The organism is Pseudoalteromonas shioyasakiensis (assembly GCF_024518675.1).
Lineage (GTDB): Bacteria > Pseudomonadota > Gammaproteobacteria > Enterobacterales > Alteromonadaceae > Pseudoalteromonas > Pseudoalteromonas shioyasakiensis_B.
In genome coordinates this window covers 17273-39758 of the sequence record NZ_JANIGL010000008.1, presented here as the reverse complement: position 1 = coordinate 39758, position 22486 = coordinate 17273, and the positions used below count along the sequence as shown (strand labels likewise).

The 22486-nt window shown below is 42.1% G+C and carries 27 protein-coding genes; 9 read left to right on the top strand and 18 right to left on the bottom strand.

The features are described from left to right. Positions 1-71: 71 nt before the first annotated feature. Positions 72-1853 carry an ABC transporter transmembrane domain-containing protein gene (locus NQT69_RS17520; protein ID WP_256828961.1) on the bottom strand — a complete coding sequence of 594 codons (1782 nt, stop codon included), beginning with the start codon at positions 1851-1853 and terminating at the stop codon, positions 72-74. 88 nt (positions 1854-1941) lie between these two features. Here NQT69_RS17520 and NQT69_RS17515 point away from each other — a divergent pair, with 88 nt between their 5' ends. The 4 genes from NQT69_RS17515 to NQT69_RS17500 are packed head-to-tail and all read left to right on the top strand — an operon-like array spanning position 1942 to position 3705. Next, the gene (locus NQT69_RS17515; RefSeq protein WP_256828960.1) at positions 1942-2340 is read left to right on the top strand and encodes a DUF3224 domain-containing protein; all 399 of its coding nucleotides are present in this window, start codon (positions 1942-1944) and stop codon (positions 2338-2340) included. Between the two features lie 12 nt (positions 2341-2352). Further along, positions 2353-2535: a hypothetical protein gene (locus NQT69_RS17510; RefSeq protein WP_064668494.1), complete on the top strand. Its 183-nt coding sequence runs from the start codon at positions 2353-2355 to the stop codon at positions 2533-2535. Further along, on the top strand, positions 2536-3153 hold the full coding sequence (locus tag NQT69_RS17505) for a LysE family translocator (protein WP_256828959.1): 618 nt from the start codon (positions 2536-2538) through the stop codon (positions 3151-3153). 9 nt (positions 3154-3162) lie between these two features. Beyond that, positions 3163-3705 (top strand): PH domain-containing protein, encoded by a 543-nt coding sequence (locus tag NQT69_RS17500; RefSeq protein ID WP_256828958.1) that lies wholly within the window; start codon positions 3163-3165, stop codon positions 3703-3705. 123 nt (positions 3706-3828) lie between these two features. Here NQT69_RS17500 and NQT69_RS17495 read toward each other — a convergent pair whose 3' ends face one another. The 3 genes from NQT69_RS17495 to NQT69_RS17485 all read right to left on the bottom strand — a co-directional run bounded on the left by NQT69_RS17495 (position 3829) and on the right by NQT69_RS17485 (position 6222). Continuing rightward, on the bottom strand, positions 3829-5610 hold the full coding sequence (locus NQT69_RS17495; RefSeq protein WP_256828957.1) for an alkaline phosphatase D family protein: 1782 nt from the start codon (positions 5608-5610) through the stop codon (positions 3829-3831). Positions 5611-5689: 79 nt separating this feature from the next. Continuing rightward, positions 5690-6034 carry a rhodanese-like domain-containing protein gene (locus tag NQT69_RS17490; RefSeq protein WP_256828956.1) on the bottom strand — a complete coding sequence of 115 codons (345 nt, stop codon included), beginning with the start codon at positions 6032-6034 and terminating at the stop codon, positions 5690-5692. Beyond that, positions 6034-6222, bottom strand: a complete 189-nt coding sequence (locus tag NQT69_RS17485; protein WP_256828955.1) for a YgaP family membrane protein — start codon at positions 6220-6222, stop codon at positions 6034-6036. Before NQT69_RS17485 ends, NQT69_RS17490 begins: the two co-directional genes overlap by 1 nt. A 97-nt stretch (positions 6223-6319) precedes the next feature. Between NQT69_RS17485 and NQT69_RS17480 the strand changes: the two genes are divergently transcribed. After that, entirely contained in the window at positions 6320-6628 is a 309-nt protein-coding gene (locus NQT69_RS17480; protein ID WP_256828954.1) for an ArsR/SmtB family transcription factor, read from the top strand. On the opposite strand, the gene NQT69_RS17475 is transcribed toward NQT69_RS17480, so the two are convergent. Beyond that, positions 6621-7298, bottom strand: coding sequence for a nitroreductase family protein (locus NQT69_RS17475; protein WP_256828953.1), 678 nt, complete (start codon positions 7296-7298; stop codon positions 6621-6623). The two genes, NQT69_RS17480 and NQT69_RS17475, sit on opposite strands and share 8 nt — an antisense overlap. A gap of 180 nt (positions 7299-7478) precedes the next feature. Between NQT69_RS17475 and NQT69_RS17470 the strand changes: the two genes are divergently transcribed. After that, positions 7479-7931 (top strand): hypothetical protein, encoded by a 453-nt coding sequence (locus tag NQT69_RS17470; RefSeq protein WP_256828952.1) that lies wholly within the window; start codon positions 7479-7481, stop codon positions 7929-7931. A 60-nt stretch (positions 7932-7991) separates the two neighbouring features. Here NQT69_RS17470 and NQT69_RS17465 read toward each other — a convergent pair whose 3' ends face one another. Both NQT69_RS17465 and NQT69_RS17460 read right to left on the bottom strand, forming a co-directional pair. Beyond that, a complete protein-coding gene (locus NQT69_RS17465; RefSeq protein ID WP_256828951.1) occupies positions 7992-8360 on the bottom strand; it encodes a DUF5329 domain-containing protein in 369 nt (122 codons plus the stop codon). After that, a complete protein-coding gene (locus NQT69_RS17460) occupies positions 8357-9205 on the bottom strand; it encodes an endonuclease/exonuclease/phosphatase family protein (RefSeq protein ID WP_256828950.1) in 849 nt (282 codons plus the stop codon). Before NQT69_RS17460 ends, NQT69_RS17465 begins: the two co-directional genes overlap by 4 nt. A gap of 195 nt (positions 9206-9400) precedes the next feature. Between NQT69_RS17460 and NQT69_RS17455 the strand changes: the two genes are divergently transcribed. Continuing rightward, positions 9401-9715, top strand: a complete 315-nt coding sequence (locus tag NQT69_RS17455) for a Bor family protein (RefSeq protein ID WP_256828949.1) — start codon at positions 9401-9403, stop codon at positions 9713-9715. Beyond that, positions 9712-10041: a Bor family protein gene (locus NQT69_RS17450; protein WP_256828948.1), complete on the top strand. Its 330-nt coding sequence runs from the start codon at positions 9712-9714 to the stop codon at positions 10039-10041. Before NQT69_RS17455 ends, NQT69_RS17450 begins: the two co-directional genes overlap by 4 nt. Here NQT69_RS17450 and NQT69_RS17445 read toward each other — a convergent pair whose 3' ends face one another. Genes NQT69_RS17445 through NQT69_RS17430 form a run of 4 tightly spaced genes read right to left on the bottom strand, consistent with a single transcriptional unit; the run spans position 10042 to position 13910 of the window. Further along, positions 10042-11280 carry an ABC transporter permease gene (locus tag NQT69_RS17445; protein WP_256828947.1) on the bottom strand — a complete coding sequence of 413 codons (1239 nt, stop codon included), beginning with the start codon at positions 11278-11280 and terminating at the stop codon, positions 10042-10044. It lies immediately after the preceding gene. Then, a complete protein-coding gene (locus tag NQT69_RS17440) occupies positions 11273-11980 on the bottom strand; it encodes an ABC transporter ATP-binding protein (RefSeq protein ID WP_256828946.1) in 708 nt (235 codons plus the stop codon). The genes NQT69_RS17445 and NQT69_RS17440 overlap by 8 nt, the downstream gene beginning before the upstream one ends. Beyond that, on the bottom strand, positions 11980-13146 hold the full coding sequence (locus tag NQT69_RS17435; RefSeq protein WP_256828945.1) for an efflux RND transporter periplasmic adaptor subunit: 1167 nt from the start codon (positions 13144-13146) through the stop codon (positions 11980-11982). Before NQT69_RS17435 ends, NQT69_RS17440 begins: the two co-directional genes overlap by 1 nt. 53 nt (positions 13147-13199) lie before the next feature. Next, positions 13200-13910 (bottom strand): YIP1 family protein, encoded by a 711-nt coding sequence (locus tag NQT69_RS17430; protein WP_256828944.1) that lies wholly within the window; start codon positions 13908-13910, stop codon positions 13200-13202. A 166-nt stretch (positions 13911-14076) separates the two neighbouring features. Here NQT69_RS17430 and NQT69_RS17425 point away from each other — a divergent pair, with 166 nt between their 5' ends. Beyond that, on the top strand, positions 14077-14970 hold the full coding sequence (locus NQT69_RS17425) for an aldo/keto reductase (protein ID WP_256828943.1): 894 nt from the start codon (positions 14077-14079) through the stop codon (positions 14968-14970). A gap of 45 nt (positions 14971-15015) precedes the next feature. On the opposite strand, the gene NQT69_RS17420 is transcribed toward NQT69_RS17425, so the two are convergent. The 7 genes from NQT69_RS17420 to cysG all read right to left on the bottom strand — a co-directional run bounded on the left by NQT69_RS17420 (position 15016) and on the right by cysG (position 22392). Next, complete coding sequence (locus NQT69_RS17420; RefSeq protein ID WP_256828942.1) at positions 15016-15210, bottom strand: hypothetical protein; 195 nt, start codon at positions 15208-15210, stop codon at positions 15016-15018. Positions 15211-15423: 213 nt separating this feature from the next. After that, on the bottom strand, positions 15424-16206 hold the full coding sequence (cysQ, locus tag NQT69_RS17415) for a 3'(2'),5'-bisphosphate nucleotidase CysQ (protein ID WP_256828941.1): 783 nt from the start codon (positions 16204-16206) through the stop codon (positions 15424-15426). 3 nt (positions 16207-16209) lie between these two features. Continuing rightward, on the bottom strand, positions 16210-16809 hold the full coding sequence (gene cysC, locus NQT69_RS17410) for an adenylyl-sulfate kinase (protein WP_256828940.1): 600 nt from the start codon (positions 16807-16809) through the stop codon (positions 16210-16212). Positions 16810-16836: 27 nt separating this feature from the next. Beyond that, the gene (locus NQT69_RS17405) at positions 16837-18561 is read right to left on the bottom strand and encodes an SLC13 family permease (protein WP_256828939.1); all 1725 of its coding nucleotides are present in this window, start codon (positions 18559-18561) and stop codon (positions 16837-16839) included. A 30-nt stretch (positions 18562-18591) separates the two neighbouring features. Further along, positions 18592-20019 carry a sulfate adenylyltransferase subunit CysN gene (cysN, locus tag NQT69_RS17400; protein WP_256828938.1) on the bottom strand — a complete coding sequence of 476 codons (1428 nt, stop codon included), beginning with the start codon at positions 20017-20019 and terminating at the stop codon, positions 18592-18594. Further along, positions 20019-20918 (bottom strand): sulfate adenylyltransferase subunit CysD, encoded by a 900-nt coding sequence (cysD, locus tag NQT69_RS17395; protein ID WP_256828937.1) that lies wholly within the window; start codon positions 20916-20918, stop codon positions 20019-20021. Before cysD ends, cysN begins: the two co-directional genes overlap by 1 nt. A 52-nt stretch (positions 20919-20970) precedes the next feature. Next, complete coding sequence (gene cysG, locus NQT69_RS17390; RefSeq protein ID WP_256828936.1) at positions 20971-22392, bottom strand: siroheme synthase CysG; 1422 nt, start codon at positions 22390-22392, stop codon at positions 20971-20973. Positions 22393-22486 lie beyond the last annotated feature (94 nt).

Genomic DNA, 22486 nt, shown 5'->3' with positions numbered 1-22486 from the left:
GCTGACCGCTGACCGCTGACCGCTGACCGCTGACCGCTGACCGCTGACCGCTGACCGCTGACCGCTGACCGCTAATCTCTATTAAACTGTAACTCACAGAGCTGTTTATAAAGCGGGTTTGACTCTATTAATTGCTGGTGGCTGCCTGTTGCAATAATTTCGCCTTGTTCCATTACGACTATGACATCAGCATGTTTTACCGTTGCTAAGCGGTGAGCAATAATAAGTGTTGTACGATGCTGCATTAAATGCTCCAGCGCAGCTTGTACGTGATGTTCACTTTGTGCATCAAGTGCACTGGTTGCTTCATCAAGTAGCAGTATTTCAGGGTCTTTTAATATCGCTCTTGCTAAAACAATACGCTGCTTTTGCCCGCCAGATAGACGCACGCCTTGCTCTCCTAAAAAGCTTTCATAGCCGTTTGGTAGCTGGGTTATAAACTCATCAGCATGGGCATGCTTAGCCGCAGCATAAACTTGTTTATCGCACGCATCGGGATTACCGTAGCGAATATTGTGCATTACATCTGAGCTAAATAAAATTGGGTTTTGTGCCACCATACCCATGCTATTACGTAATTTATTGAGTGATAGCTCTTTGATGTTAACACCATGAAACTTAATATCGCCGCGAGCGGGGTCGTAAAAGCGTTGTAGCAGTTCAAACAGGGTGGTTTTACCTGCACCAGAAGGGCCTACAATTGCCACGGTTTGGCCTTGTTTAATATTAAGCGTAACGTTTTTAAGTGCGCTTACATCAGGGCGTGACGGATAATTAAAGGTAATGTTATTAAGTTCTATAGCCGCCGACTCATTGTTTAACTGCAGTTGATCATCAAGGGGTGTTTCAGGGTTTACAATCTCACTTTTTACCGCTAACAACTCAAGTAGTCGTGCTGCAGCGCCCGCGGCGCGTTGCAGCTCACCGTATACCTCTGCTACAGTTGCCACTGACATTGCCACCATAATGGCATAAAATACAAAAGCTCCTAGCTCACCACCTGTCATTGTGCCGGCCAGTACATCACTACCACCGACCCATAACATCACGCTAATGGCACTAAAGGTTAAAAATATAACCGCGGCAATTAAAAATGAGCGCTGCTTAATACGGCTTTTAGCCACATTAAATGCTTTATCGGTTTCCAGAGCAAAGGCGTGTTGCTCACGCTGCTCGTGACTATAGCTTTGCACTACTTTAATATTTTGAATTATTTCACCCGCATAGGTGCTGATATCGGCAATCGCGTCTTGGCTAGAGCTGGCAAGTTTGCGTACTTTACGGCCAAACACCATCATAGGCACGAGCACCAAAGGCACACAGGCCACCACTACTAACGTGAGTTTTAAGTTAGTGAATAACAACATGGCTAAACCACCAACCAGCATCAGTGCGCTGCGCAGTGCCATTGAAAATGACGAACCAATAATTGATTGCAGTAAGGTGGTATCAGTGGTTAAGCGTGACATGAGCTCACCGCTGCGGTTTTCTTCAAAGTAACTTGGGTGCAGAGTGACAATGCGATTAAACACCGCTTTACGGATGTCGTTACTCACGCGCTCGCCAATCCACGACATTAAATAAAAACGGCTGAATGTTCCTACAGCTAATAAACTGATCAGTCCTATTAGTACTAGCACTGCTTGTTTTAATTGTGCTTGGGAGCCGGCAATAAAGCCATGATCGATGACAAATTTAACCCCTTGGCCTAGTGATAAATTAACTCCAGCGGTAACAAGTAGCGCTACAAGCGCCGAAATTACCACCCATTTATAGGGCTTAATAAACTGAAAAATCGGAATTAAACTACTAAAAGCAGCTTTGTCTTTTGGCTCGGCTTTACTGGTGCTCATGCTGGATTCTTTTTGTGCAATAGGGTATAGATATGGTTACTTAAATTGTAATTTCAATAACTAACTTAATAACAACTAAGGGACTAACATGGCAACTCATAAAGTAACCGGTGAATTTACCGTTAAACTCAACCCCATTGAAGGCTATGCAAAAGGCATTGATGGCGTAAATTTAGGCCGTATGTCGATAGATAAAACCTTTACTGGGGAGCTTGATGCGACCAGCACTGGCGAAATGCTCAGCGCTATGACAGCCACCCAGGGCAGTGCAGGCTATGTTGCTATTGAGCAAGTGGTTGGCACACTTGCAGGCAAACAAGGCAGTTTTGTACTGCAGCATTTTGGCACTATGGATAAAGGCCAAGATTCATTGATTTTAAATGTAGTACCAGATTCAGGTAGTAATGAACTTGCAGGCCTTAGCGGGAAAATGGCTATTCGTATCGAGGCTGGAATACATTTTTATGATTTTGAGTATCAACTTTAAAAGGTGATAGCAGTGCAAAAAATAATAGAATTTAAAAAGACGCGTTTTTTTGGTGGCGCAGATATTAAAGCACTTAATGAAAAGATTTATCAGTTAAACCAAGATGGTTGGAAAGTCATAAATGTAAGCTCAATCACAGGGTTTTTCGGTGAAGCGAATGGCTATGCGTTGCTCATTGAAAATAACGAGTTGTAGATGACATTATCACTTTGGCTCAGTTTAGTCGCTGTCTGTATGATGGGGGCTATGTCACCCGGGCCTAGTTTGGCTGTAGTGTTAAAGCATAGCATTCATGGCAGTATGAAAAACGGCATGTTAGCAGCGCTAAGCCATGGTGTGGGGGTGGGTTTTTATGCCGCAGCATCGTTACTTGGCCTCGGTGCATTGATGTTGCAATTTCCCACTGTATATCAAGTGCTAGTCTACCTAGGCGCAGCTTATTTAGCGTATTTAGGAATTAAAATCTTATTAGCAAAGCCAAGTGCTGATGAGCTACAGATTGCTCAGCAAAGTGGTAATGGCAAACAGGCGCTGCAAGATGGTTTTGCGATTGCGTTTTTAAACCCCAAACTTGCGGTATTCTTTTTAGCGTTATTCTCGCAGTTTATTGACCCTGCCAATCTCACATTTAAAGTCGGCATGATCATGTGCGTGACCGTGTTTGTTATCGATACTGGTTGGTATTTATTGGTGGCTGCACTCACTGAGTTTTCAAAAAAGCGTTTTGCTTTTACAAAGCCTTCGCCATGGCTGGATAAGTTACTAGGTATTATATTTATTATTTTAGCTATTCGAGTTGTGATTAGTTTATAAGGAATAATTGTGTCAGAGTCTATTTTAAAAACCGCAAGTTTTAACCCTAAAGTAAAATCTTACTGGATCACACTAGGAGTTATTACCTGCTTGGTGTGTTTGGTTGGTATTCCATTAATTCCAATCGTAGCCTTAATAATTTGGATCGTGGCAGGGCGTATGCTTAAAGCAATGTCAGCAGTGCTCTTAGAACGTAAGCTGGTGGTAAAGCGTGGTTTGTTTTTTAAAGAAGAAAAGTCGATTCCACTTGAAAAAATAACCGATGTAGGATTAAGCCAAGGGCCATTGATGCGTTTATTTGGTTTATATCGATTAAGCTTTGAAACCGCAGGTCAGTCGGGGCACGGTGCGTTAGTGTCGTTGCTCGGGGTTGAGAATGCCAGCGAATTTCGTGAGGCGATATTAACGCAAAAAGACAATCTAGCCGAAACAAAGCCAAGCAAGGCTAAAGCTGATGAACCACAAAGCCAAGTCGAATTACTCCGCGCACTTACCTACAGTGTGAAAAATATCGAGCAAATGATGGTCACGCTACTAGACGAGAAGAAATAACAAGCACATCTCTCATGTATTAAACATTTTTATCAACTCAACCCAGCGATCGTGTGATCGCAGGGCTGTTTTGATCTTTCAACTAGAACCTTTTCCCTAGCCCCTAGATACTTTCTTGAGCCTTTACCCTTGAATTACGGGCTGACCTGCTAGCATATGTAACGCTTTACTTCGCTCAGTTTGCATTTCGTAAGAGGCGGTTTTAATGCTGCTGACGTAATTCCATTTGGCTTCGGCTTGCTCTGGTGTAAAGGTAACGGTTAAATAACCACGATCGACGAGGTTGTTATAAACCAAATCATTAACCAATAGCGGGATAACTTGCTCCATTTGCGCGGTTGCTTCTGGCCCTTGGGTGTTCAGCGCTAAGTACTCTTCAAGACCAGGCGAAGACACTGATGAGGTAGCAAATTCAACACCGGCATTTTGTGATGCAGCAATTGGGTTGCTGGCGTCGGTGGTTAATTGGCCCGCCCACGCATTATGAGTATCGCCAGCTAATACAACTAGGTTCTTTTGTGTCGCGATCGCAGTGCCTAGTAATACTTCACGTTCATAAGCATAACCGTCCCATGCATCTAAATTGTAAGGCGCAGTGGTATCAACACGCGCGCGCTCTGCATCAGTGACTGTTGGGTCACCGGCTAGAATGCGGCCCTTAATTTGTGCCAACTCAGCAAATAATGCTGATGCTTGAGCTAATAAGGCATTTGTATCGGCGCCATTAGCTTGGCTTACTTGCAGGCTCACTAAAAGTTGCAGTACTTCAAACGGTAGGTGCATCTTGGTCATTAACACTTGTTGGCCAAGTACTTGCCATTTTGAACTAGAGTTTGTCATGCCATCGGTAAGCCAAGTTAGCTGCTCATTTCCCAGCAATGCACGCGTTGGCGAGCTAATCGCAGCAACAAAGTCACTTTGCCCCTGCGCACTGGTTAAATCAAAGTCACCGTAACTTAGTTGCTCATCGCGAGCGAGTACTCGAGTATCAAGCATATACAGCGAGACTAAATCACCAAATTCAAAACGACGGTAAATACGTTCTTTATCGGCTACATTACGTATAGGCATCCACTCAAAGTAGGCTTGTAAAGCGTGCATTTTACGCGCGTTAAATTCACCTTCACCATCGTTATGATTTTCTGCGCCTTCACGCCAAGTATCATTAGTAACCTCATGGTCGTCCCACACGGTTATAAACGCGCAATTGCTATGAGCAGCTTGTAAGTTACTATCGGTGCGATAATGGGCATAACGTTTACGGTAATCAGTTAGGCTGATTATTTCGTCACTATTGTCTTCAGGTAAAAGGCGACCAAGTAAAGCTGCGTCTTCACTGGCGTAGCCACCATTGCCGTATTCATAAATGTAGTCACCAAGGTGAAGTACAGCGTCAAGGTCTGTTTGTTTAGCTATTTCGCCATAAACATGAAAAAAGCCAGCAGGGTAGTTAGCACACGAGATAACTGCAAATTTTACTTTATCAATACTGCCTGTTGGTAGTGTTTTACCTGCACCAATAGGTGAGGTTTTGCCATTCGATTTAAAGCGGTAATAGTAAGTAGTGTTAGCATCAAGGCCTTGCAAATCGACTTTTAAGGTAAAGTCGGTAGCATCGCTGACATGGGTCTCGCCGTCATGGACTATATTACTAAAGTCAGCATCGGTTGCCGCTTGCCATTGCACTTTTATGCTGCTAGCTGCTGCATCAAGGGGAGTTACACGGGTCCATAAGATCAGGCTGTCACTCAATGGATCGCCACTGGCTACTCCGTGCTCAAAGCTTACTTCAATGGTTTCATCATCATCGTTGTCAAATGTACAACCTGTGATACCTAATGATAAAACGGCAGCGCCAAAACCCGCTGCCGATGCTTTTAAAAAACTTCTCCGTGTAAACGTCATTGCTCTGTACCGTTAAAAATAAAACTACGAGCTTATCCGACCAGTGTGACTTTTATGTGAAGCTGTTATGCTAATTGTATTAAAATACCTGACAAACTTCCCCTGCATTACAAGTAATTACAGTGACATTTTCATAACCTACTCGAGTCAGGGCTTCTGCACTTAATGTTGCCCGTGCGCCACTGGCGCAGTGAAGGTAAATCGGTCGTGCAGGGTCTTTCTCTATTTCCATTAACTTCATTTCAAGCAAACCGCGCGGAATATTAATAGCGCCTGTAGCGGCTTTGGTTGCATGCTCAGCTGGCTCGCGAACATCAATTAATAAGCCTTGGTTTTGCTCTAGCTCTTGTTTTGCTTGTTCTGCATCAATACGACGTTGGTTCGGCGTAACTATTTTCATTAGATCAGGGATTGAAGTAAGCATTAGTCTGTAAATCCTCGTTTGCGCAAAAAATTTATAAGTGGGCACCATTTAGTAAACGCTGTTTGGATCAGGTTTACTCCTATAAATAATGTTAACCACATAAAACGGCTATCTACAAAGTAGCTTAAAATGACTGAAATTGTCACCATACTACCTGCAAGTAAAAGAATACCATCGTTCACTTTCATATAAATACCTTACATTAGTTTTTTCTAATGTTATTTATATTAGATTTAACTAATGTAAAAGTCTATACTTTACTTAGAACGTTTTAGTGGGATCGTTATGAATATTGAGCAATTAGCGAATAATGCACAGCAGGCGGAACAATTTTTAAAACTGATGGCGAATAAAAATCGCTTAATGATTTTATGCAGCTTATTAAACAATGAGTTAAGTGTAGGGCAGCTAAATGAGCGTGTTCCGCTTGCTCAATCTGCTTTGTCGCAACATTTGGCGAGTTTGCGCAAAGCCGATATGGTGGCTACTCGCCGTGATGGACAAACAATTTATTATTATTTGATCGACTCAAAAGTAGAGTCGATCATAGCCATGCTCTACCAATGGTTTTGCAAAGAGGAAAACACTAAATAAATGTAGCAATTTCATCCAGCGATTTTTTCACTAGGGCATGATTTGGTACGGTTGCTTCATCACTGGGGTAACCGGCAATGAGTAGCATATAAGGGCGTTCGTTGTCTTTATCTCGGCCGCAGATATCAGTTAAAAAGCTCATTGGTTTTGGAGTGTGGGTGAGTGTTGCTAACCCCGCTCTATGCAGTGCCTGTATTAAAAAACCTGTTGCCAGTCCTACTGACTCATGCACGTAATAGTTAGTGTTTTTATCATCAGTCGTTAACCCGCCTTTCTTTTGACTAAACACGGCGATTAACCAAGGTGCGTGTTCTAAATAAGGTTTACTGGCATCTGTGCCAAGGGGTTTTAACGCATCAAGCCATTCTTCGCCAGCACGGCCCTCATAAAATGAACGTTCTAGTTTTTCAGCTGCCTCACGAATTTGTTTTTTTACGTCACTAGAGTTGATCGCTACAAAATGCCATGGTTGGTGATTTGCACCACTTGGTGCTGTTCCAGCGGCTTTAATACAAGTTTCAATGATCTCTTTTGGCACTGGGCGATCACTAAAACTACGAATACTATGGCGACGCTGGCTGGTAGTTAAAAACTCTTGGGCACGCTCTAGCATGACGTCTGCGGGATATTCGGTAAAGTCGGTGAGTGGTTGATTATCATGTTGTTGCATGGCTTTTCGCTTCTAATTAAAGTTAGTGATTATTTTTATACCTAGTCGCAAGATTAGGTGCAAGTAATATCTGCTTTACAGTTTTGCTTTTTTTGGTGTGATTGTTTATTTATTAAACGTTGTGTTCACTAAATATTCAGCTATGTTTTCTTATAGTATCGATCTAGATGGAGAGAGATCATGAACATTCAAGCCAGTAATCAAATTAACCAATACCAACTGAACACTAAGTTAAACGATAGCAGCAGACAGCTAACCCCTGTTCAGGCTCCATCACAAGAAGGCTTAGCGAAGACTGATAGTATTCAAATATCAGCACAAGCAAGAGCGCTTAGTGCCCAGCCTCTGACACCTGAAGTACCGGCAATTGGTGAAATCACCCAGCCAGTAAATAATAAGGTGCAGCAGTATTTAGATATCCAAAAGTCATTGGCAAAAGCTGATGCAATAGAAAACTTCTCTGACGATAACTTCTCGGTAGGCGAAGCATATGTTGCTAAAAATAATGAAACAGTTAGAAATGCTTACTTAGAAAAAGATAAGATTGAACAAACGAACGAAATTGCTGACATTATGATTGATTCTATCGAGCAAAATGATGAGCAAGACGAGAATAATTTACTGCAATATTAAGATTGTAGTATTACTTCAGAAATTAAGTCACCTCTCCTAAAGAGTGAAACCAAGCCGCATTTACTGCGGCTTTTCTGTATTTCGTAAGCGTGTTAATTCATCGGTTAACCACTCATTGGCGGTAATTGTAGTGCCATCAGTTAAAATCACTGTGTACGGCTTACCACTCCATGAGCTTTTGCTCGCAAGGTTTTCTATAAAATCTTCAGCCGTTTTAGCATAGCGTTTTGCTCTGCGATATTTCATTGCTAAATGATCGGCCGCTTCGGTGCCGCTGTGCTCATCGCCATTGCGAATAAACGTTGCATTACTTTGGCTGATAAATTCGATCAGCTGGTTTATTTCATTATCACTTGTAGTGGCAAAATTATACTGACTAAATAGCGCGAAAAAAGTAATAAATAACCAGCTGAGTGTGGCTTTTCTCATGGCTTTTCCTCGTTGAGAGCTAAGGTTACTAAAATAGGATTGTGATCTGAACTGTCGTATTGCAACACTGTACTATCGGCAATCGTGACACCTCGAGTCCATACTTGATCAAGTGCTAAACCAAATACTTTTGTACGCTTGTCATCAAAGTAATTTGTTTCTGTCAGTCCTAAGTTTGTCAGTGAGCTGACAACTAAATGTTGGCGGGCGTCGCTCCAGGCATTGAGGTCACCGGCAAAAATTATTGGCCCTGTATGTTGCGCCATTATATTGAGTGAGTCTTGCAGTTGTTTTTTATAATCTGCGGTACCTAAAGTAAAGTTAATACCATGCATATTTATACTAAGTAAGCGTTGATTGCCTGCTATAACATACTCAACAATGTTAGTCGCTTTTGGGCTACGTAACCAAGGCTCTCGATGAATGAAAGTACAGTGTACCGCAGCAGGCCAATGGCTTAATGTCATTACGCCAGTTTGCATCTCACCACTTTTATAACCCAGTGCAAAACGCCAATAGGGTTTCAGCTGAGTTAAACGGGGGTCTTCAATGGCTTCTTGTAGCAAAATGATATCTGCTTGACTATTCAGGGTTGTTAAATCTTTTATTAAATCAGCATCTTGTGCTTTATAAATATTCCACGTAAGTAATTTAAGTTGCTGAGGGATATTAAATTGCTTGCTATAAGTTTGCATACGGCTTGCTTGTAAATGCTGTTTGCACAGGTCAGGCGTGTAGGCTGTATCTGTAATACCTAGTTGTTCATCAGAGGGAGCGCTGTCGACAAATAAGCTGGTTATTAGCAGCAAACCTAGAGCAAGTTTAAATAGTGGTTTTATATGCATTAAATACCTTTAGCTAGCGATTTCATACTTGTCTAATAATAGTAATTAGGCGCTAAAGAGCTAAATAAGTTCCGTGTAAGAAAATGTTCAAATCCCCCTTGTCTGTCTACAAATTAACTACAGTTTTTTACCTTTATTTAGAGTTTCTCTCGATACAATTACAGCTCTTAACCAAATTAATTAAAGGATACAATAATGAGAGCACTCTTAACTTGCTCAGTGTTACTTATGCTCAGTGCTTGCTCTTCGGTAACGATTCAGCCGCAGCAAGTCACTAAGCTTAGCTCAAAACCTAGTTACCAAGATAGTCGACCATTTTTTATGTGGGGATTAGTAGGCGAACAGCGTGTTGATGTAAAACAAGTGTGTGGCCAGCAAGCCGTAGTACAAATGCAGTCACAACAAACATTTACCGATGGCGCGTTAGGCTTGGTAACACTAGGAATATATGCACCGCACACTATTAGAGTTTGGTGCGATGAACAGCAGATTGCAGGAGCGGGAATATGAAAAATCTAACACTTTTGACTCTTTGTTTGCTGCTAATGGCTGTAACTGGTTGTACAAATATTCATTTTGATAATGGTGAGTATGATGACTTGGCGAAAAATCATAAAAGTGAGCAATGGCATCATAACTTTGCAGCTGCGCTTTATGAGGGGTCAGATGCAGTTGATTTATCTGAAATATGTCCTGACTCGCAGTGGCAAAGTGTGCACACCTATAAATCATTTACTAATGGCTTAGCAGAGCTGGTAGTAAATGACTTAGGTCCTATTTGGTACCCTAAAACAGTGGCAGTAAGCTGTGCTAAGGTACCTTATAAAGTGCAATGATCATTCGTAACGAAGTGCATCTATTGGGTTTAGTCTTGCTGCTTTAATCGCGGGGGCTAAACCAAAGACTATGCCGATTAGAGAAGTAAACCCAAATGACAACATAATTGCCCAGCCTGGTATGTAGGCATCAGGCATACTTGGCACTGACAGCGAGATCAGAGCTGCTGCGCCATAACCGATAGCGAGACCAATTAAACCGCCAAATAATGATAACACCACCGCTTCTACCAAAAACTGCAACATAATGAACCCTGGTGTAGCGCCCAGAGCCTTTAAGGTGCCAATCACCCGTGTACGCTCGGTGACCGATACCAGCATGATATTCATTACCCCAATACCGCCGACCACCAAACTAATACCGACGATGCCTGCGGTAATGGCTGTTGCACTGCCGGTAAATTTGTCTACATTGGCACGGGCTTTTTCAGCCGTTTCAAATTCAAAGTCGTTTTCTTCATCGTCTTTGAGTTTATGAAGTTGGCGTAAAATACGCGTGATTTTAGCGAGTACGAGCTCTTCGTCGCTGTCTTCTTTTAGCCTAAACATAATTTGTACATTACTGGTACTACTCGCACCTTCCAAGGCGCTCATGGTACTGATAGGAATATTAATATAATCATCTTGATCAAAGCCTAGCAAGCTACCTTGTTTTTCTGCCACACCAATGATTCTAAACCATTCACCGCCAAGCTTTATATATTCACCAACGGGATTCTCAGGTAAGTTAAGTTTTTCAATGATTGATGGGCCAATGAAAGCAACGCGGCGACGCTTTTCATCATCTTCAGCACGAATGAAGCGGCCAAGCTCAGGAAAGGTGCGATATGCTTTTTGATAGTCTTGCTCTGTGCCCATTACGCGGGATGAGTGGCTTTTATTGCCATATTCTGCACCACCAGAAAAACGCCATGTAAACATAAGTGCAGTGAAGGTTTCGGCTTCTTTTACTCGTGCTTTTAGGGTCAAAAAGTCGGTATAGGTAAGTTTGGCATTTTTACCGACCATTTCTTTTTCAATACTAGTAAAGGGTTTGATTGAGGTTACATCAGGAGCCATATCAGCAAGCTGATCATTAATTTGTTTGGTAAACCCCTGCATTACCGCAACCACAGTTATTACGGCAGCAACCCCAATAATAATTCCTAAACAGGTAAGTGCACTACGCATGGCGTTAGCTTTAATTGCCATTAACGCTGCTTTGGTACCTTCCATAATCGCAATGGCAGATTTAAACATGTTGTTTTTCTCCTTCACCTTTGCGTACATCGCTCACTACTTTACCATCAACTAAACGGATCACCCGTTGACAATGATCGGCAATGTCTTGTTCATGGGTCACTAAAATAATGGTATGGCCTTCATTATGCAGCTCATCAAACAATGCCATGATCTCGGTGGTGGTTTTACTATCTAAATTACCTGTGGGTTCATCGCCTAATAAAATATGTGGCTTAGTCACCAAGGCACGAGCAATCGCGACTCGTTGACGCTGACCCCCTGATAACTGGCTTGATAAATGATCTACCTTATCGCCAAGGCCCACTCGCTTTAGTGCTTCAAGCGCATGCTGTTTACGCTGCTTAGCAGGAATGAAGCGATATACTAAGGGTTGCATTACATTTTCAAGAGCTGAGGCACGTGGCAATAAATTAAAACTCTGGAAAATAAAGCCAACACTTTCATTACGCTGATGAGCAAGTTCAGTTTCAGTCATACTTTTTACGAGCTTATCTTTTAAAAAGTAATCACCGCTTGTAGGTGTATCTAAGCAACCTAATAAATTCATTAGAGTTGATTTACCTGAACCCGAAGGGCCAATAATAGCAACGTATTCGTTTTCGTTAATGACAACATTCACATCATCAAGAGCTTTAAATATTTGCTCACCCATTTTGTATTGTTTATTGATGTGTTCCAGCTTTATAACTGCCGACATTATTGCGTATCCTTGGCTAGAGGCTGTTTCACTTTTACGGTATCATTTTCTTTTAATTTACTAATTGGCCGTGCGGGGCCTATTACTATTCGCTCACCTTTATTTAAGCCTTTAGTAATCGCTTGTTCAATATCTGATGAAATACCCACTTCAACATAGGTTTTAGTGACTGTGTTGTCATCGTTTAAGCGCCAAACAAAGTATTTATCATCTTCTTTTTGAATAGCTTCAATGGGTAGTTTCAAACCATCTACAGCCATGCTGGTGGCAATTTCAGCGCGACAGCTCATACCTGCGTAGAGTTGCCTGTCGGTGTTATCAAGTAGTACCTTTACGCGAAAAGACAATCCTTGAGAGCCGGCTTGATTTTTAGCTGATGTGCCAATATTGATGACTTTACCGGTGAAAGGTTGGTTTGGGTAAGCTGCGGCATAAATGTCAGCGTGCTGATCAAGTTTAATACCCGCAATATCAGTCTCATCGACTCTTAACTCAGCTAAAATAGCGCTTGGGTCTGCAACCAGCATTAAATCTGAGCCAATGATATTGGTGGTACCGGCTATAACAGTTTCACCTTCTTTAATATTTACAGACGCTAATAATCCGCTCATAGGGGCGCGAAATACACTCTTACTGAGCCTATCTTCAGCGATGGATAAAGAGGCTTTAGCTTGATTAAAAGCTTCAACACGGGCTTCAATATCTATTTTTGCCAGATCACGCGCATTTTGTAGGTTTTCGTAAACCTCTTGTCCTGCAAGGCCAACATCATACAATTCTTTTTGTCGCTTTAATTGGCGTTCAATATTAATTAAGCGTGTTTTACTGTGTTTAATTTCGATTTCGCTAGCACGGAGCACAGCCTTATTACGATTTACTTCTGACTCAAACGCCGTAGTATCAAGGCGCATTAAAATATCACCTTGTTTAACACTTTGACCTTCTTCAACAAAGACCTTATCAACACGACCTGTTACTTCAGAACGAAGTTGTACTTGCGTATTAAATACTAAGTTTCCAGATGCCAAAATAGAATCAGCAATACTGCCTTGCTCGACTTTAGCAATATTTACTTCTGGTGCCTTGTCGCTACCAGTGATTTGCTTTGACACAATCAAAGCAATAAATGCGGCAATGGCTAAGGTGACGATAATCGCTTTTTTCATTTTTACTTCCATATAGAATTGAGAGGGTAAAAAATACTCACCCTCTCATTTTTTTAAACAACAGCAATCACAGTCCAAATACCGTAAATGATAATGCTAGGAAGGGCTGCAAATAAGATCGCTTTATTTAAGCTAAAGTTGGTCCAACATTTAAGCCCAATAGCTGCCAGTGCGATGCCCCAAATACTGAAAATATTTAAACTTTCCATCATGGTATAAAATGGGTGACCGAGCTCTAAGCCCAATATTAACTGGTTGATAGAAGCGTAATTAAATAAGCTCATGGAAAGCTCATTAGTGCTTGCGGTTAATACCAATGCAATGACACCTAAGCTAGAAATAACCATAGGCATCATGGCCCAAAAACCAAAACCATACCAGGCGCCATAGCTATAATTTGCATCAGGATCTTGTTTTGATACAAGCAAATAATAGCCCGCAATTAATGCGTTAATTAATATAATGCCAAAAACACCGCCTCCCATAGCAAACCATATTTGGTTATCTATGCCTTGCTCCATGCTTTGGCGAATCATTTTTTTCTCACCAATAGTGGCATCAACAGTTGCAGCCGCAACTTGCTCTTCTAAAATAAATTGTGAGTCAGCATTACTGTAAAAAATATAGGTGCTGGCGACTAACATAATAGTGATAAGCGCGAACGCTAGCCAAGACCAGCCTTTCGCTTCTTTTAGACCATTAAAGGTTTTACTCGGACTGATAAAAATATCAATAGATGCAGATAAAGCATTTGCAGATTTCATTGTTTTAATTCCTTTTTTTAATTTTAAAGGTACAAACCTTATTACTATTAATACCTTAATAAGTAGGTAGAATAAAGAATAAATTAATTCTCGACTCGATTTAATTGTAACGGCTTATTAACGTAGGCTTAACTGATTTGTTAAAAGGGTTAAAGTAGGAAAAAAAATGAGTGATTTAGACCGTAAAATAGATGAATTAGTACTGGGGTTTTGGCGGTTATTAGATTGGCAAGTCACGCCGCAACAGTGTTTAAACTTTCTTGAGCAAGCAATTGAAGTAGGCGTAAAGCATACTGATCACGCCGATATTTATGGTGAATATGGCTGTGAGGCTGAGTTTGGTAAGGCTTTGGCGCTTAAGCCAAGCATTCGTGACGAGATTAAGATAATTACCAAATGCGGGATAAAGCCTGCATTTCCAAGTCTAGGATTGGCAGGGCAGGCTAACCACTATGATTCGAGTGCGCAACATATTATTACTTCAGCCCAACAGTCACTCAAGCACTTTAATACTGATCGCTTAGATGTGTTGTTGATTCACCGCCCTGATTACTTAATGCATGCTGATGAAATGGCACAAGCTTTTAATACCTTAAAGCAAAACGGTGATGTACTTGAGTTTGGTGTATCGAACTTTACGCCATCGCAACTAAGTTTATTACAGTCACGTCTGGACTTTGAATTAGTGACCAATCAGATCGAGTTTTCTCCTTATGAGATGAAAGCACTCGATGACGGTAGCTTAGATCAATGCCAGTTATTGGATATTAAACCAATGCTTTGGTCGCCACTTGCCGGTGGGCGCATTTTTGCAGAAAATGATGATAAAGCGATTCGTTTACGCCATGTGCTGGAACAGGTTGCTAGCGAGATTGGCGCAAGTTCAATTGACCAAGTGGTATATGCTTGGTTGTTAATGCACCCAAGTGCACCATCGGTAGTACTTGGTACGGGCAATATCAAACGTGTTGAATCAGCCGTCGCCGCCAAGCAATTAAAGCTTACCCGCGAACAGTGGTATCGTATTTGGCAAGGTTCAACAGGGCACAGTGTGCCGTAAAAATATAGTGAGTGAGCACAGTTGTGTGCTCACTCGAATAAACAGTTATTGCGCAGCTGCGTTAAGCGCGCGAGCTTTAATATCGGCAGCAAAGGCCAAGCCTTTTTTAAAGCTAGCCTCAGCAACAGCAATATCCTCAGCATCACCATTAGCCCCTAAAATTGCCTGACTCAGGGCGTTATATAAATTAGTAATTTGTGTTTGGTATGCCGATTCAATCGCTTTTTCAACAGTCGTCATTATTGTTCCTTATAATTAGTTGTGATTTCATTTTAAGGTACAGCAATAAATCATGCACGAAAAAATTTTAACGCAGAAAGCTCTACCGCTTATCCCTTAAACATGCTGGGTTTCGCTTCGCTCTACCCAGCCTACGTCACGGCATTCAACCTAGCCTACGATGATAAATTTAACACCGATCTGTTCTTAAACTTACCACTTAAAACTTACGGCTTATAGCTTTGTTTCTTCTTCTATTGCTGAAACAACAAAATACGGATTCAAATATTCATCTTTGCTGTTGTACAGTAGTGGGCTGCCGTCGAGTTTAGTGACTTTTGCACCAGCGATTTCGGCAATAGCATGGCCTGCGCCTGTGTCCCATTCGCAGGTTGGGCCGAGGCGCGGGTATATATCAGCGCTGCCTTCGGCGACTAAGCACAGCTTTAATGAACTGCCTTTTGACACCATTTCCACCTCATCAAAGCGTTTTACAAACTCGGCTAAATCAGGAGAAGGATGCGAACGGCTACCGACTACGCGAATTAAGCCTTTATTTGCTTTAGTCGTTACTTTAAGCTCAATGCGTTCATCGCCTTTATCTTTAAATGCACCTATAGCTTCAGCAGCTAGGTAAGAAACCCCAAGTGCTGGGGCATCAACCACGGCTAACGTGGGTTTGCCATTTTCAATTAGTGCGATGTTTACAGTAAATTCGCCGTTCTTTTTAATAAACTCTTTAGTGCCATCAATTGGGTCAACCAGCCAATAACGGTCCCATGTTTGACGCACATCCCAGCTGATATCGGCGCTTTCCTCACTAAGAATTGGAATGTCAGGGGTTAAGTGCTTTAAACCATTAGCGATGACTTTGTGAGCTGCTAGATCGGCGTCGGTTACTGGGCTTTCGTCGGCTTTGTATTCAACGTTAAAATCTTTTTCGTAAATCCCCATAATAGCGCTACCAGCTTGGCGAGCGAGGATTAATACTTCTTCTAGCAGTTCCGTTTGGTTCATGACTTAACCTTTAATAATTTGCTGTTGTTTTAGATACGCTATCAGCACTTGCACCGATTGGTCTAGGCTATTTTTACTGGTATCTAAGATTATTTCTGGTGAGTTGGGAATTTGATAATCAGAATCTATTCCTGTGAAGTGTTTAATTTCACCCGCGCGGGCTTTTTTATAAAGGCCTTTAGGGTCGCGGCTTTCGCATACATCCAGCGGTGTATCTATAAACACTTCAATGAATTCACCGTCATCGACTAAGTCTCTTACCATATCGCGCTCACTGCGAAATGGTGAAATAAATGCGGTGAGCACCAAAAGCCCTGCATCAACCATGAGTTTGGCTGTTTCGCCCACGCGGCGGATGTTCTCGATGCGGTCTTCGTCACTAAAGCCTAAGTCTTTACATAAACCGTGGCGTACGTTGTCGCCATCAAGTAAGTAGGTATGAATACCTTGTTGATTTAGTGCGCTTTCAAGGGCGTTTGCAACGGTACTTTTACCTGACCCTGAAAAGCCAGTAAACCATAAAATAGCGGGTTTATGGCTTTTATGCTCACTACGCTGTGTTTTAGTAATGGCATAGTTATGCCAAACAATGTTCTCATCCATTGTAATAGTCTCTTCTTGCGTGCTGGCTTAAAATGGAAATACCAGCGGAATAAGGGTTAAAACCGTTATTGAATATATAATAGAAAGCGGTAATCCCATTAATACGTAATCTTTTAGCCGGTAATTACCCGCGCTATAAACCATTAAGTTAGTTTGATAACCAAACGGCGATATAAAACTGGCCGAGGCGCCAAATGCTACCGCCATAATAAAGGGCAGCGGGTCAACATTAAAGCCAACCGCCAGTGCGTATGCAACCGGAAACGATAATGCCGCTGCTGCATTGTTTGTAATAAGCTCAGTGAATAACACCGTCATAATAAATATGGCGATAAATGCGCCGTAGGGGCCAAAGTCACCGAGCACATAAAACATCGCATCTGATATTTGCCCTGCTAAACCTGTGCCTATCATGAGTTTGGCAAGGCCAATGGCACTACCGACTACGGCAAGTAACTCAATAGGAAAACGGCGCTTAACTTCACTTAGCTTTATTGTCCCACTAAGCATTAAGCCGATTAGCAATACCAATAAGCCTTTAACAAGTGGCACGATAGCAAAAATGCTTAATCCTAGTACGGCTGCAAAACTAGCCAGCACTAAATTAGACTGCTTAGGCGCTAAGTGAGTTTGTAAATCAAGCCCTGAGATATAAACAAACTCGCGTTTTAAATTAGGTAGGGTATAAAAGTCTTTACCGGGTGCAAGAATCAGTGAATCACCCGCTTGTAGCTGCACTTTACCAAGACCACCTTGCAGGCGGTCGTGACCACGGCGAATAGCGATAACTGCGGCATGAAATTGCTCGCGAAAACGAATTTCTTTGACCGTTTTGCCAATAAATTTAGATGATTGACTTACCACCACTTCAACCAGGTGTTCTACGTCTTTTTCGTGCTTATCATGCACGACTTTTAAACCATCAAAGCGGGTCAGTAGCGGCACTGATTTAATATCGCCAACAAACAGTAATACATCGCCAGATTTAATTACTTGCTGCGGGGTTACCGCGCATATGCGTCTGTCGCCACGTAAAATTTCGGCGAGGAATAAGTCTTTAAGGTCGCGTAGGCCGTTTTCTTCTACGCTTTTACCAATTAATTTTGAGCCAGGTTCTACTTTTCCTTCAAGGTAGAAGGGCACGACTTCTTGGTCGTTCTTACCGTTGTCGGGTAAGTATTTTAGCATCACTAAAATAGTGATAAGGCCAACACTTAGTGCGCCTAAACCGACTAAAGTAAAGTCGAAAAAGCCCAGTGGTGCCATGCCGGCATCAACGGCAAAACCATTGACAATTAAATTTGTAGAAGTACCAATTAAGGTAATCGTGCCACCTAAAATAGCGGTGTACGATAAAGGTAATAACAGCTTCGAAGGTGAATGGGTTGGGCTGTCTTTAATCGCTGTAATTAATGACGCAACCACCGCGGTATTATTAGTAAATGATGATAAAAAGGCGGTTGAGAGACCAAGCTTTGTCACTGAGCTGGTTAAGCTACCTTTAGACAATGACTGGGCAAGCTTTTGTACTAGCGTGGTTTTTTCAACCGCGATAGAAACCAAAACTAATAAAACTAAAGTAATAAGGGAGGGGTTGGCGTAATTTACCAACATGTCTTCAAGCTCAATCAGGCCAGCTAAATAGGCGGTGCCAATGGCACCGACAAAAAGCCATGCCGGCTTTAGTCGAGTGCCAAAAAGGCAGCCGACTAAAGTTAGCATAATGCCTGTTAATACTAGCTGTTGATACATGCTTTATGCGTCCTTAACAGGCAGTGTTGACTATTTAAGCTTTGAGATATCAAGCGCTTGCCAATGTGGGAAGTGCTTGCGTACTAAAGCATTAAATTCAACTTCAAAATCACTAAAGTCACCGCTTTGCTCTTGGCTGGCAAGTGCTTGCTCTACCATGCCTGCTGCAACGGTTAAGTTAGATAAACGGTCGATTAAAATAAACGAGCCGGTTTCATGATTATTGTGATACTCATCAGCTAAAATCGTTTCTGTCAGCTCAAGCGTTACAATGGCAATTTCATTAAGTTGTAGGCTGTCTGCGCTGCCATGCTCAAGCGTGTTCACATCAATGGTGTGATCAATCTTCTTAACGATAGCAGATGTATTTTTACTGCCTAACTTAAAGTTATAGCTTTTACCTAAAACCAATGGTGCTTCGTGCATCCATACTAGCTTTGCTTGTACTTGGTTAGTAACGGCAATTGTAGAATCAGCTGGAACAATCACATCGCCACGGCTAATATCTATTTCAGTATTTAGCGTAATAGTTATGGCTTGGCCTGCTTGTGCGGTATCTAAGTTACCATCAAACGTTACCAGCTCTTTGATGCTTGATGTTTTACCCGACGGTAATACTTTTACAGCATCACCAACGCTTAACTTACCTGAAGTTAATGTACCTTGGAAGCCACGGAAGTTTAAGTTAGGACGCACTACATATTGCACCGGGAAACGCGCTTCAAAGCCAGTGTCGGTTTCGGCCGCTGGCGAGTCTTCTAGTAACTCAAGTAGCGGCTTATCTGTGTAATACGGTGTGTGCTCAGAGCGAGTAACTACGTTATCGCCTTTAAGCGCTGACATAGGCACAAACTTAATGTTAGTTACATTCAGTTGCTCAGCAAATTTTAGGTAATCAGCTTTGATGCGCTCATAAACGGTTTCGTCAAAATCAACGATATCCATTTTGTTAATTGCCACAACAAACTGTTTAATGCCCAGTGAGTCACAAATAAAGCTATGGCGCTTAGTTTGTACTTGTACACCGTAACGGGCATCAACAAGAATAATCGCGACATCACTGGTTGATGCACCGGTTACCATGTTGCGGGTGTATTGCTCGTGCCCTGGGGTGTCGGCAATAATAAACTTACGTTTAGCGGTTGAGAAGTAACGATACGCTACGTCAATGGTAATGCCTTGCTCACGCTCGGCTTGTAAGCCATCAACCAGTAGTGCTAAATCAAGCTCTTCGCCTGCATTGCCTACTTTTTCGTTATCTTTATGAAGCGCCGCTAGCTGATCTTCATAAATTTGGTGACTGTCATGTAATAGGCGGCCAATCAGAGTTGATTTACCATCATCCACACTGCCACAGGTCAACATACGTAATAGGCTTTTATCTTGTTGGCGAGCAAGGTAGGCGTCGATGCCAATTTCTCTTACTTCGTTAATGGTGTCGTTAGTGTTAGTAGACATTAGAAATAGCCCTCACGTTTTTTCTTCTCCATTGAACCTGCTGAATCGTGGTCAATTACTCGGCCTTCACGCTCTGATGAAGTCGATAGCAGCATTTCTTCGATAATTTCAGTTAATGTGCTTGCCGTTGACTCTACTGCACCAGTAAGTGGGTAACAGCCAAGAGTACGAAAACGAACTGACTTCATTTGTGGTACTTCGCCTTCATTTAGCGGCATACGCTCATCATCAACCATGATCAAGGTGCCATCACGTTCTACAACTGGGCGCTCTTTTGCTAAGTAAAGTGGAACCATGTCGATGTTTTCTTGGTAAATGTATTGCCAAATATCCAGCTCAGTCCAGTTAGACAGTGGGAATACTCGAATACTTTCACCTGGATTAACTTGGCTGTTGTAAGTATTCCAAAGTTCAGGACGCTGATTTTTTGGATCCCAGCGATGGTGTTTATCACGGAATGAGTAAACACGTTCTTTTGCACGAGATTTTTCTTCATCGCGGCGCGCGCCACCAAAGGCTGCATCAAAACCGTACTTATCAAGTGCTTGCTTTAAGCCTTGAGTTTTCATTATATCGGTATGCTTACCAGAGCCATGGGTGAATGGGCTGATATCAATGGCCAAGCCTTCCGGGTTTTTATGGACGATTAAATCAAAGCCGTATTCTTTGGCTAAGCGATCACGAAATTCAATCATTTCTTTAAACTTCCAGTTAGTGTCAACGTGAAGCAGTGGAAATGGAATTTTACCTGGGTAAAACGCTTTACGCGCTAAGTGTAAAAGCACCGATGAATCTTTACCGATAGAGTAAAGCATAACTGGATTCTCAAACTCAGCGGCGACTTCGCGCATGATTTTGATACTTTCAGCTTCTAATTGCTGAAGGTGAGTTAAAGCCATTGTTAGTCGTCCTACTAAAATGATTAAAAGTTAAAATCTAAATAAGTTAAGCTTATGCGACGCCAGTAAGTGGCTGGGCAAAGCTACTGGTTTGCGCTTTTTCGCCAAACCAATGAAGCTGCTGATGTAACGAGGCAACTTCACCAATAATTAATAATGCCGGTGAGATAATACTGTGGCGTTCAATTAAATCAGCCAGCTCACCGAGTGTGCCAGTAACAACACGTTGATTTTTACGGGTGCCATTTTCGATAATAGCCACTGGTGTGTCTGCACCACGGCCATGTTTAAGTAGCTGCGCTTGAATATGCGGCGACTTAATCACACCCATATAAATAGCCAAGGTTTGGTTTGGCTTAGCCAGTGATTGCCAATCTAATTCTTGGCCGTCTTTTTTACAGTGGCCGGTAACAAATTGAATCGCTTGTGCATGGTCACGATGCGTTAGCGGAATACCTGCATAGGCACTACAGCCTGCAGCAGCGGTAATGCCGGGCACTATCTGGTAACTTACGTTATTCGCTGCGAGTACTTGTACTTCTTCACCACCACGGCCATAAATAAACGGGTCGCCGCCTTTGATACGGCATACTTTTTTACCTTGCTTGGCAAAATCGACCAGCATTTGGTTAGTATCTTCTTGTGGTACACTGTGATCGCCTAAACGCTTACCAACACACACTAAATCAGCATCACGACGGACTAGGTCCATAATTTCGTCAGACACTAAGTAGTCATAAACCACTACATCTGCTTGTTGCATTAATTGCAGTGCTTTTAAGGTTAATAATTCAGGATCGCCAGGGCCTGCGCCAATTACATATACTTCACCTTCAGGCTCAGGTTTTGCGTCAAGCAATTGTTCTAATTGCTCGCTCGCTGATTGAGTGTCGCCACTTTGTACTTTACTCACTACCGATGAATCAAATACGGTTTCCCAAAACTGGCGGCGATCAGCAAAGTGCTTAAAACGTTGTTTTACTTTATCGCGAAAACTACCCACTAAAGTTGCAAGTGGGCCAATATGTTGTGGAATAAGTGTTTCAAGCTTTTCGCGTAAACGACGTGCTAACACTGGAGCCGTACCGGCGCTTGAAATTGCAATGGTGATTGGGTCGCGGTCAACAATCGATGGAAAAATAAAACTGCATTTAGGCTGGTCATCAACCACATTAACAAAAATATTGCGCGCGTTGGCAAGTTCAAATACTTGGGCGTTGACGTCTTCAAGATCTGTTGCTGCAATAACCAGCATCATGCCATTTAGGTGTTGCTCGTTAAAATAGGCTGTAATTAGTGTTACTTCATTATTGTTACCAAGCTCAACAAGTTCATTACAAAACTCAGGAGCTACCAAAGTAACTGCAGCGCGGGCTTTTAAAAATGCACGGCACTTTCTTAGCGCCACATCTCCACCGCCAACAACCAATACAGGCTTATTGTCTAGCTTGGTAAAGATTGGTAAATATTGCATTGTAGTAACACCCCTAACAACAGTCATAACATAAAAGCTTTTCAGAAAGGCAGAATATAGCGCTCTATGCGAAGTAAAAAATAATTAAAACCCA

Excerpts from the sequence above, each read along its gene's own strand:
- NQT69_RS17520 (WP_256828961.1), bottom strand. The coding sequence starts at position 1,853 with ATGAGCACCAGTAAAGCCGAGCCAAAAGACAAAGCTGCTTTTAGTAGT.
- NQT69_RS17515 (WP_256828960.1), top strand. The coding sequence starts at position 1,942 with ATGGCAACTCATAAAGTAACCGGTGAATTTACCGTTAAACTCAACCCC.
- NQT69_RS17505 (WP_256828959.1), top strand. The coding sequence starts at position 2,536 with ATGACATTATCACTTTGGCTCAGTTTAGTCGCTGTCTGTATGATGGGG.
- NQT69_RS17495 (WP_256828957.1), bottom strand. The coding sequence starts at position 5,610 with ATGACGTTTACACGGAGAAGTTTTTTAAAAGCATCGGCAGCGGGTTTT.
- NQT69_RS17490 (WP_256828956.1), bottom strand. The coding sequence starts at position 6,034 with ATGCTTACTTCAATCCCTGATCTAATGAAAATAGTTACGCCGAACCAA.
- NQT69_RS17485 (WP_256828955.1), bottom strand. The coding sequence starts at position 6,222 with ATGAAAGTGAACGATGGTATTCTTTTACTTGCAGGTAGTATGGTGACA.
- NQT69_RS17480 (WP_256828954.1), top strand. The coding sequence starts at position 6,320 with ATGAATATTGAGCAATTAGCGAATAATGCACAGCAGGCGGAACAATTT.
- NQT69_RS17475 (WP_256828953.1), bottom strand. The coding sequence starts at position 7,298 with ATGCAACAACATGATAATCAACCACTCACCGACTTTACCGAATATCCC.
- NQT69_RS17470 (WP_256828952.1), top strand. The coding sequence starts at position 7,479 with ATGAACATTCAAGCCAGTAATCAAATTAACCAATACCAACTGAACACT.
- NQT69_RS17465 (WP_256828951.1), bottom strand. The coding sequence starts at position 8,360 with ATGAGAAAAGCCACACTCAGCTGGTTATTTATTACTTTTTTCGCGCTA.
- NQT69_RS17460 (WP_256828950.1), bottom strand. The coding sequence starts at position 9,205 with ATGCATATAAAACCACTATTTAAACTTGCTCTAGGTTTGCTGCTAATA.
- NQT69_RS17455 (WP_256828949.1), top strand. The coding sequence starts at position 9,401 with ATGAGAGCACTCTTAACTTGCTCAGTGTTACTTATGCTCAGTGCTTGC.
- NQT69_RS17450 (WP_256828948.1), top strand. The coding sequence starts at position 9,712 with ATGAAAAATCTAACACTTTTGACTCTTTGTTTGCTGCTAATGGCTGTA.
- NQT69_RS17445 (WP_256828947.1), bottom strand. The coding sequence starts at position 11,280 with ATGTTTAAATCTGCCATTGCGATTATGGAAGGTACCAAAGCAGCGTTA.
- NQT69_RS17440 (WP_256828946.1), bottom strand. The coding sequence starts at position 11,980 with ATGTCGGCAGTTATAAAGCTGGAACACATCAATAAACAATACAAAATG.
- NQT69_RS17435 (WP_256828945.1), bottom strand. The coding sequence starts at position 13,146 with ATGAAAAAAGCGATTATCGTCACCTTAGCCATTGCCGCATTTATTGCT.
- NQT69_RS17430 (WP_256828944.1), bottom strand. The coding sequence starts at position 13,910 with ATGAAATCTGCAAATGCTTTATCTGCATCTATTGATATTTTTATCAGT.
- NQT69_RS17425 (WP_256828943.1), top strand. The coding sequence starts at position 14,077 with ATGAGTGATTTAGACCGTAAAATAGATGAATTAGTACTGGGGTTTTGG.
- NQT69_RS17420 (WP_256828942.1), bottom strand. The coding sequence starts at position 15,210 with ATGACGACTGTTGAAAAAGCGATTGAATCGGCATACCAAACACAAATT.
- cysQ (WP_256828941.1), bottom strand. The coding sequence starts at position 16,206 with ATGAACCAAACGGAACTGCTAGAAGAAGTATTAATCCTCGCTCGCCAA.
- cysC (WP_256828940.1), bottom strand. The coding sequence starts at position 16,809 with ATGGATGAGAACATTGTTTGGCATAACTATGCCATTACTAAAACACAG.
- NQT69_RS17405 (WP_256828939.1), bottom strand. The coding sequence starts at position 18,561 with ATGTATCAACAGCTAGTATTAACAGGCATTATGCTAACTTTAGTCGGC.
- cysN (WP_256828938.1), bottom strand. The coding sequence starts at position 20,019 with ATGTCTACTAACACTAACGACACCATTAACGAAGTAAGAGAAATTGGC.
- cysD (WP_256828937.1), bottom strand. The coding sequence starts at position 20,918 with ATGGCTTTAACTCACCTTCAGCAATTAGAAGCTGAAAGTATCAAAATC.
- cysG (WP_256828936.1), bottom strand. The coding sequence starts at position 22,392 with ATGCAATATTTACCAATCTTTACCAAGCTAGACAATAAGCCTGTATTG.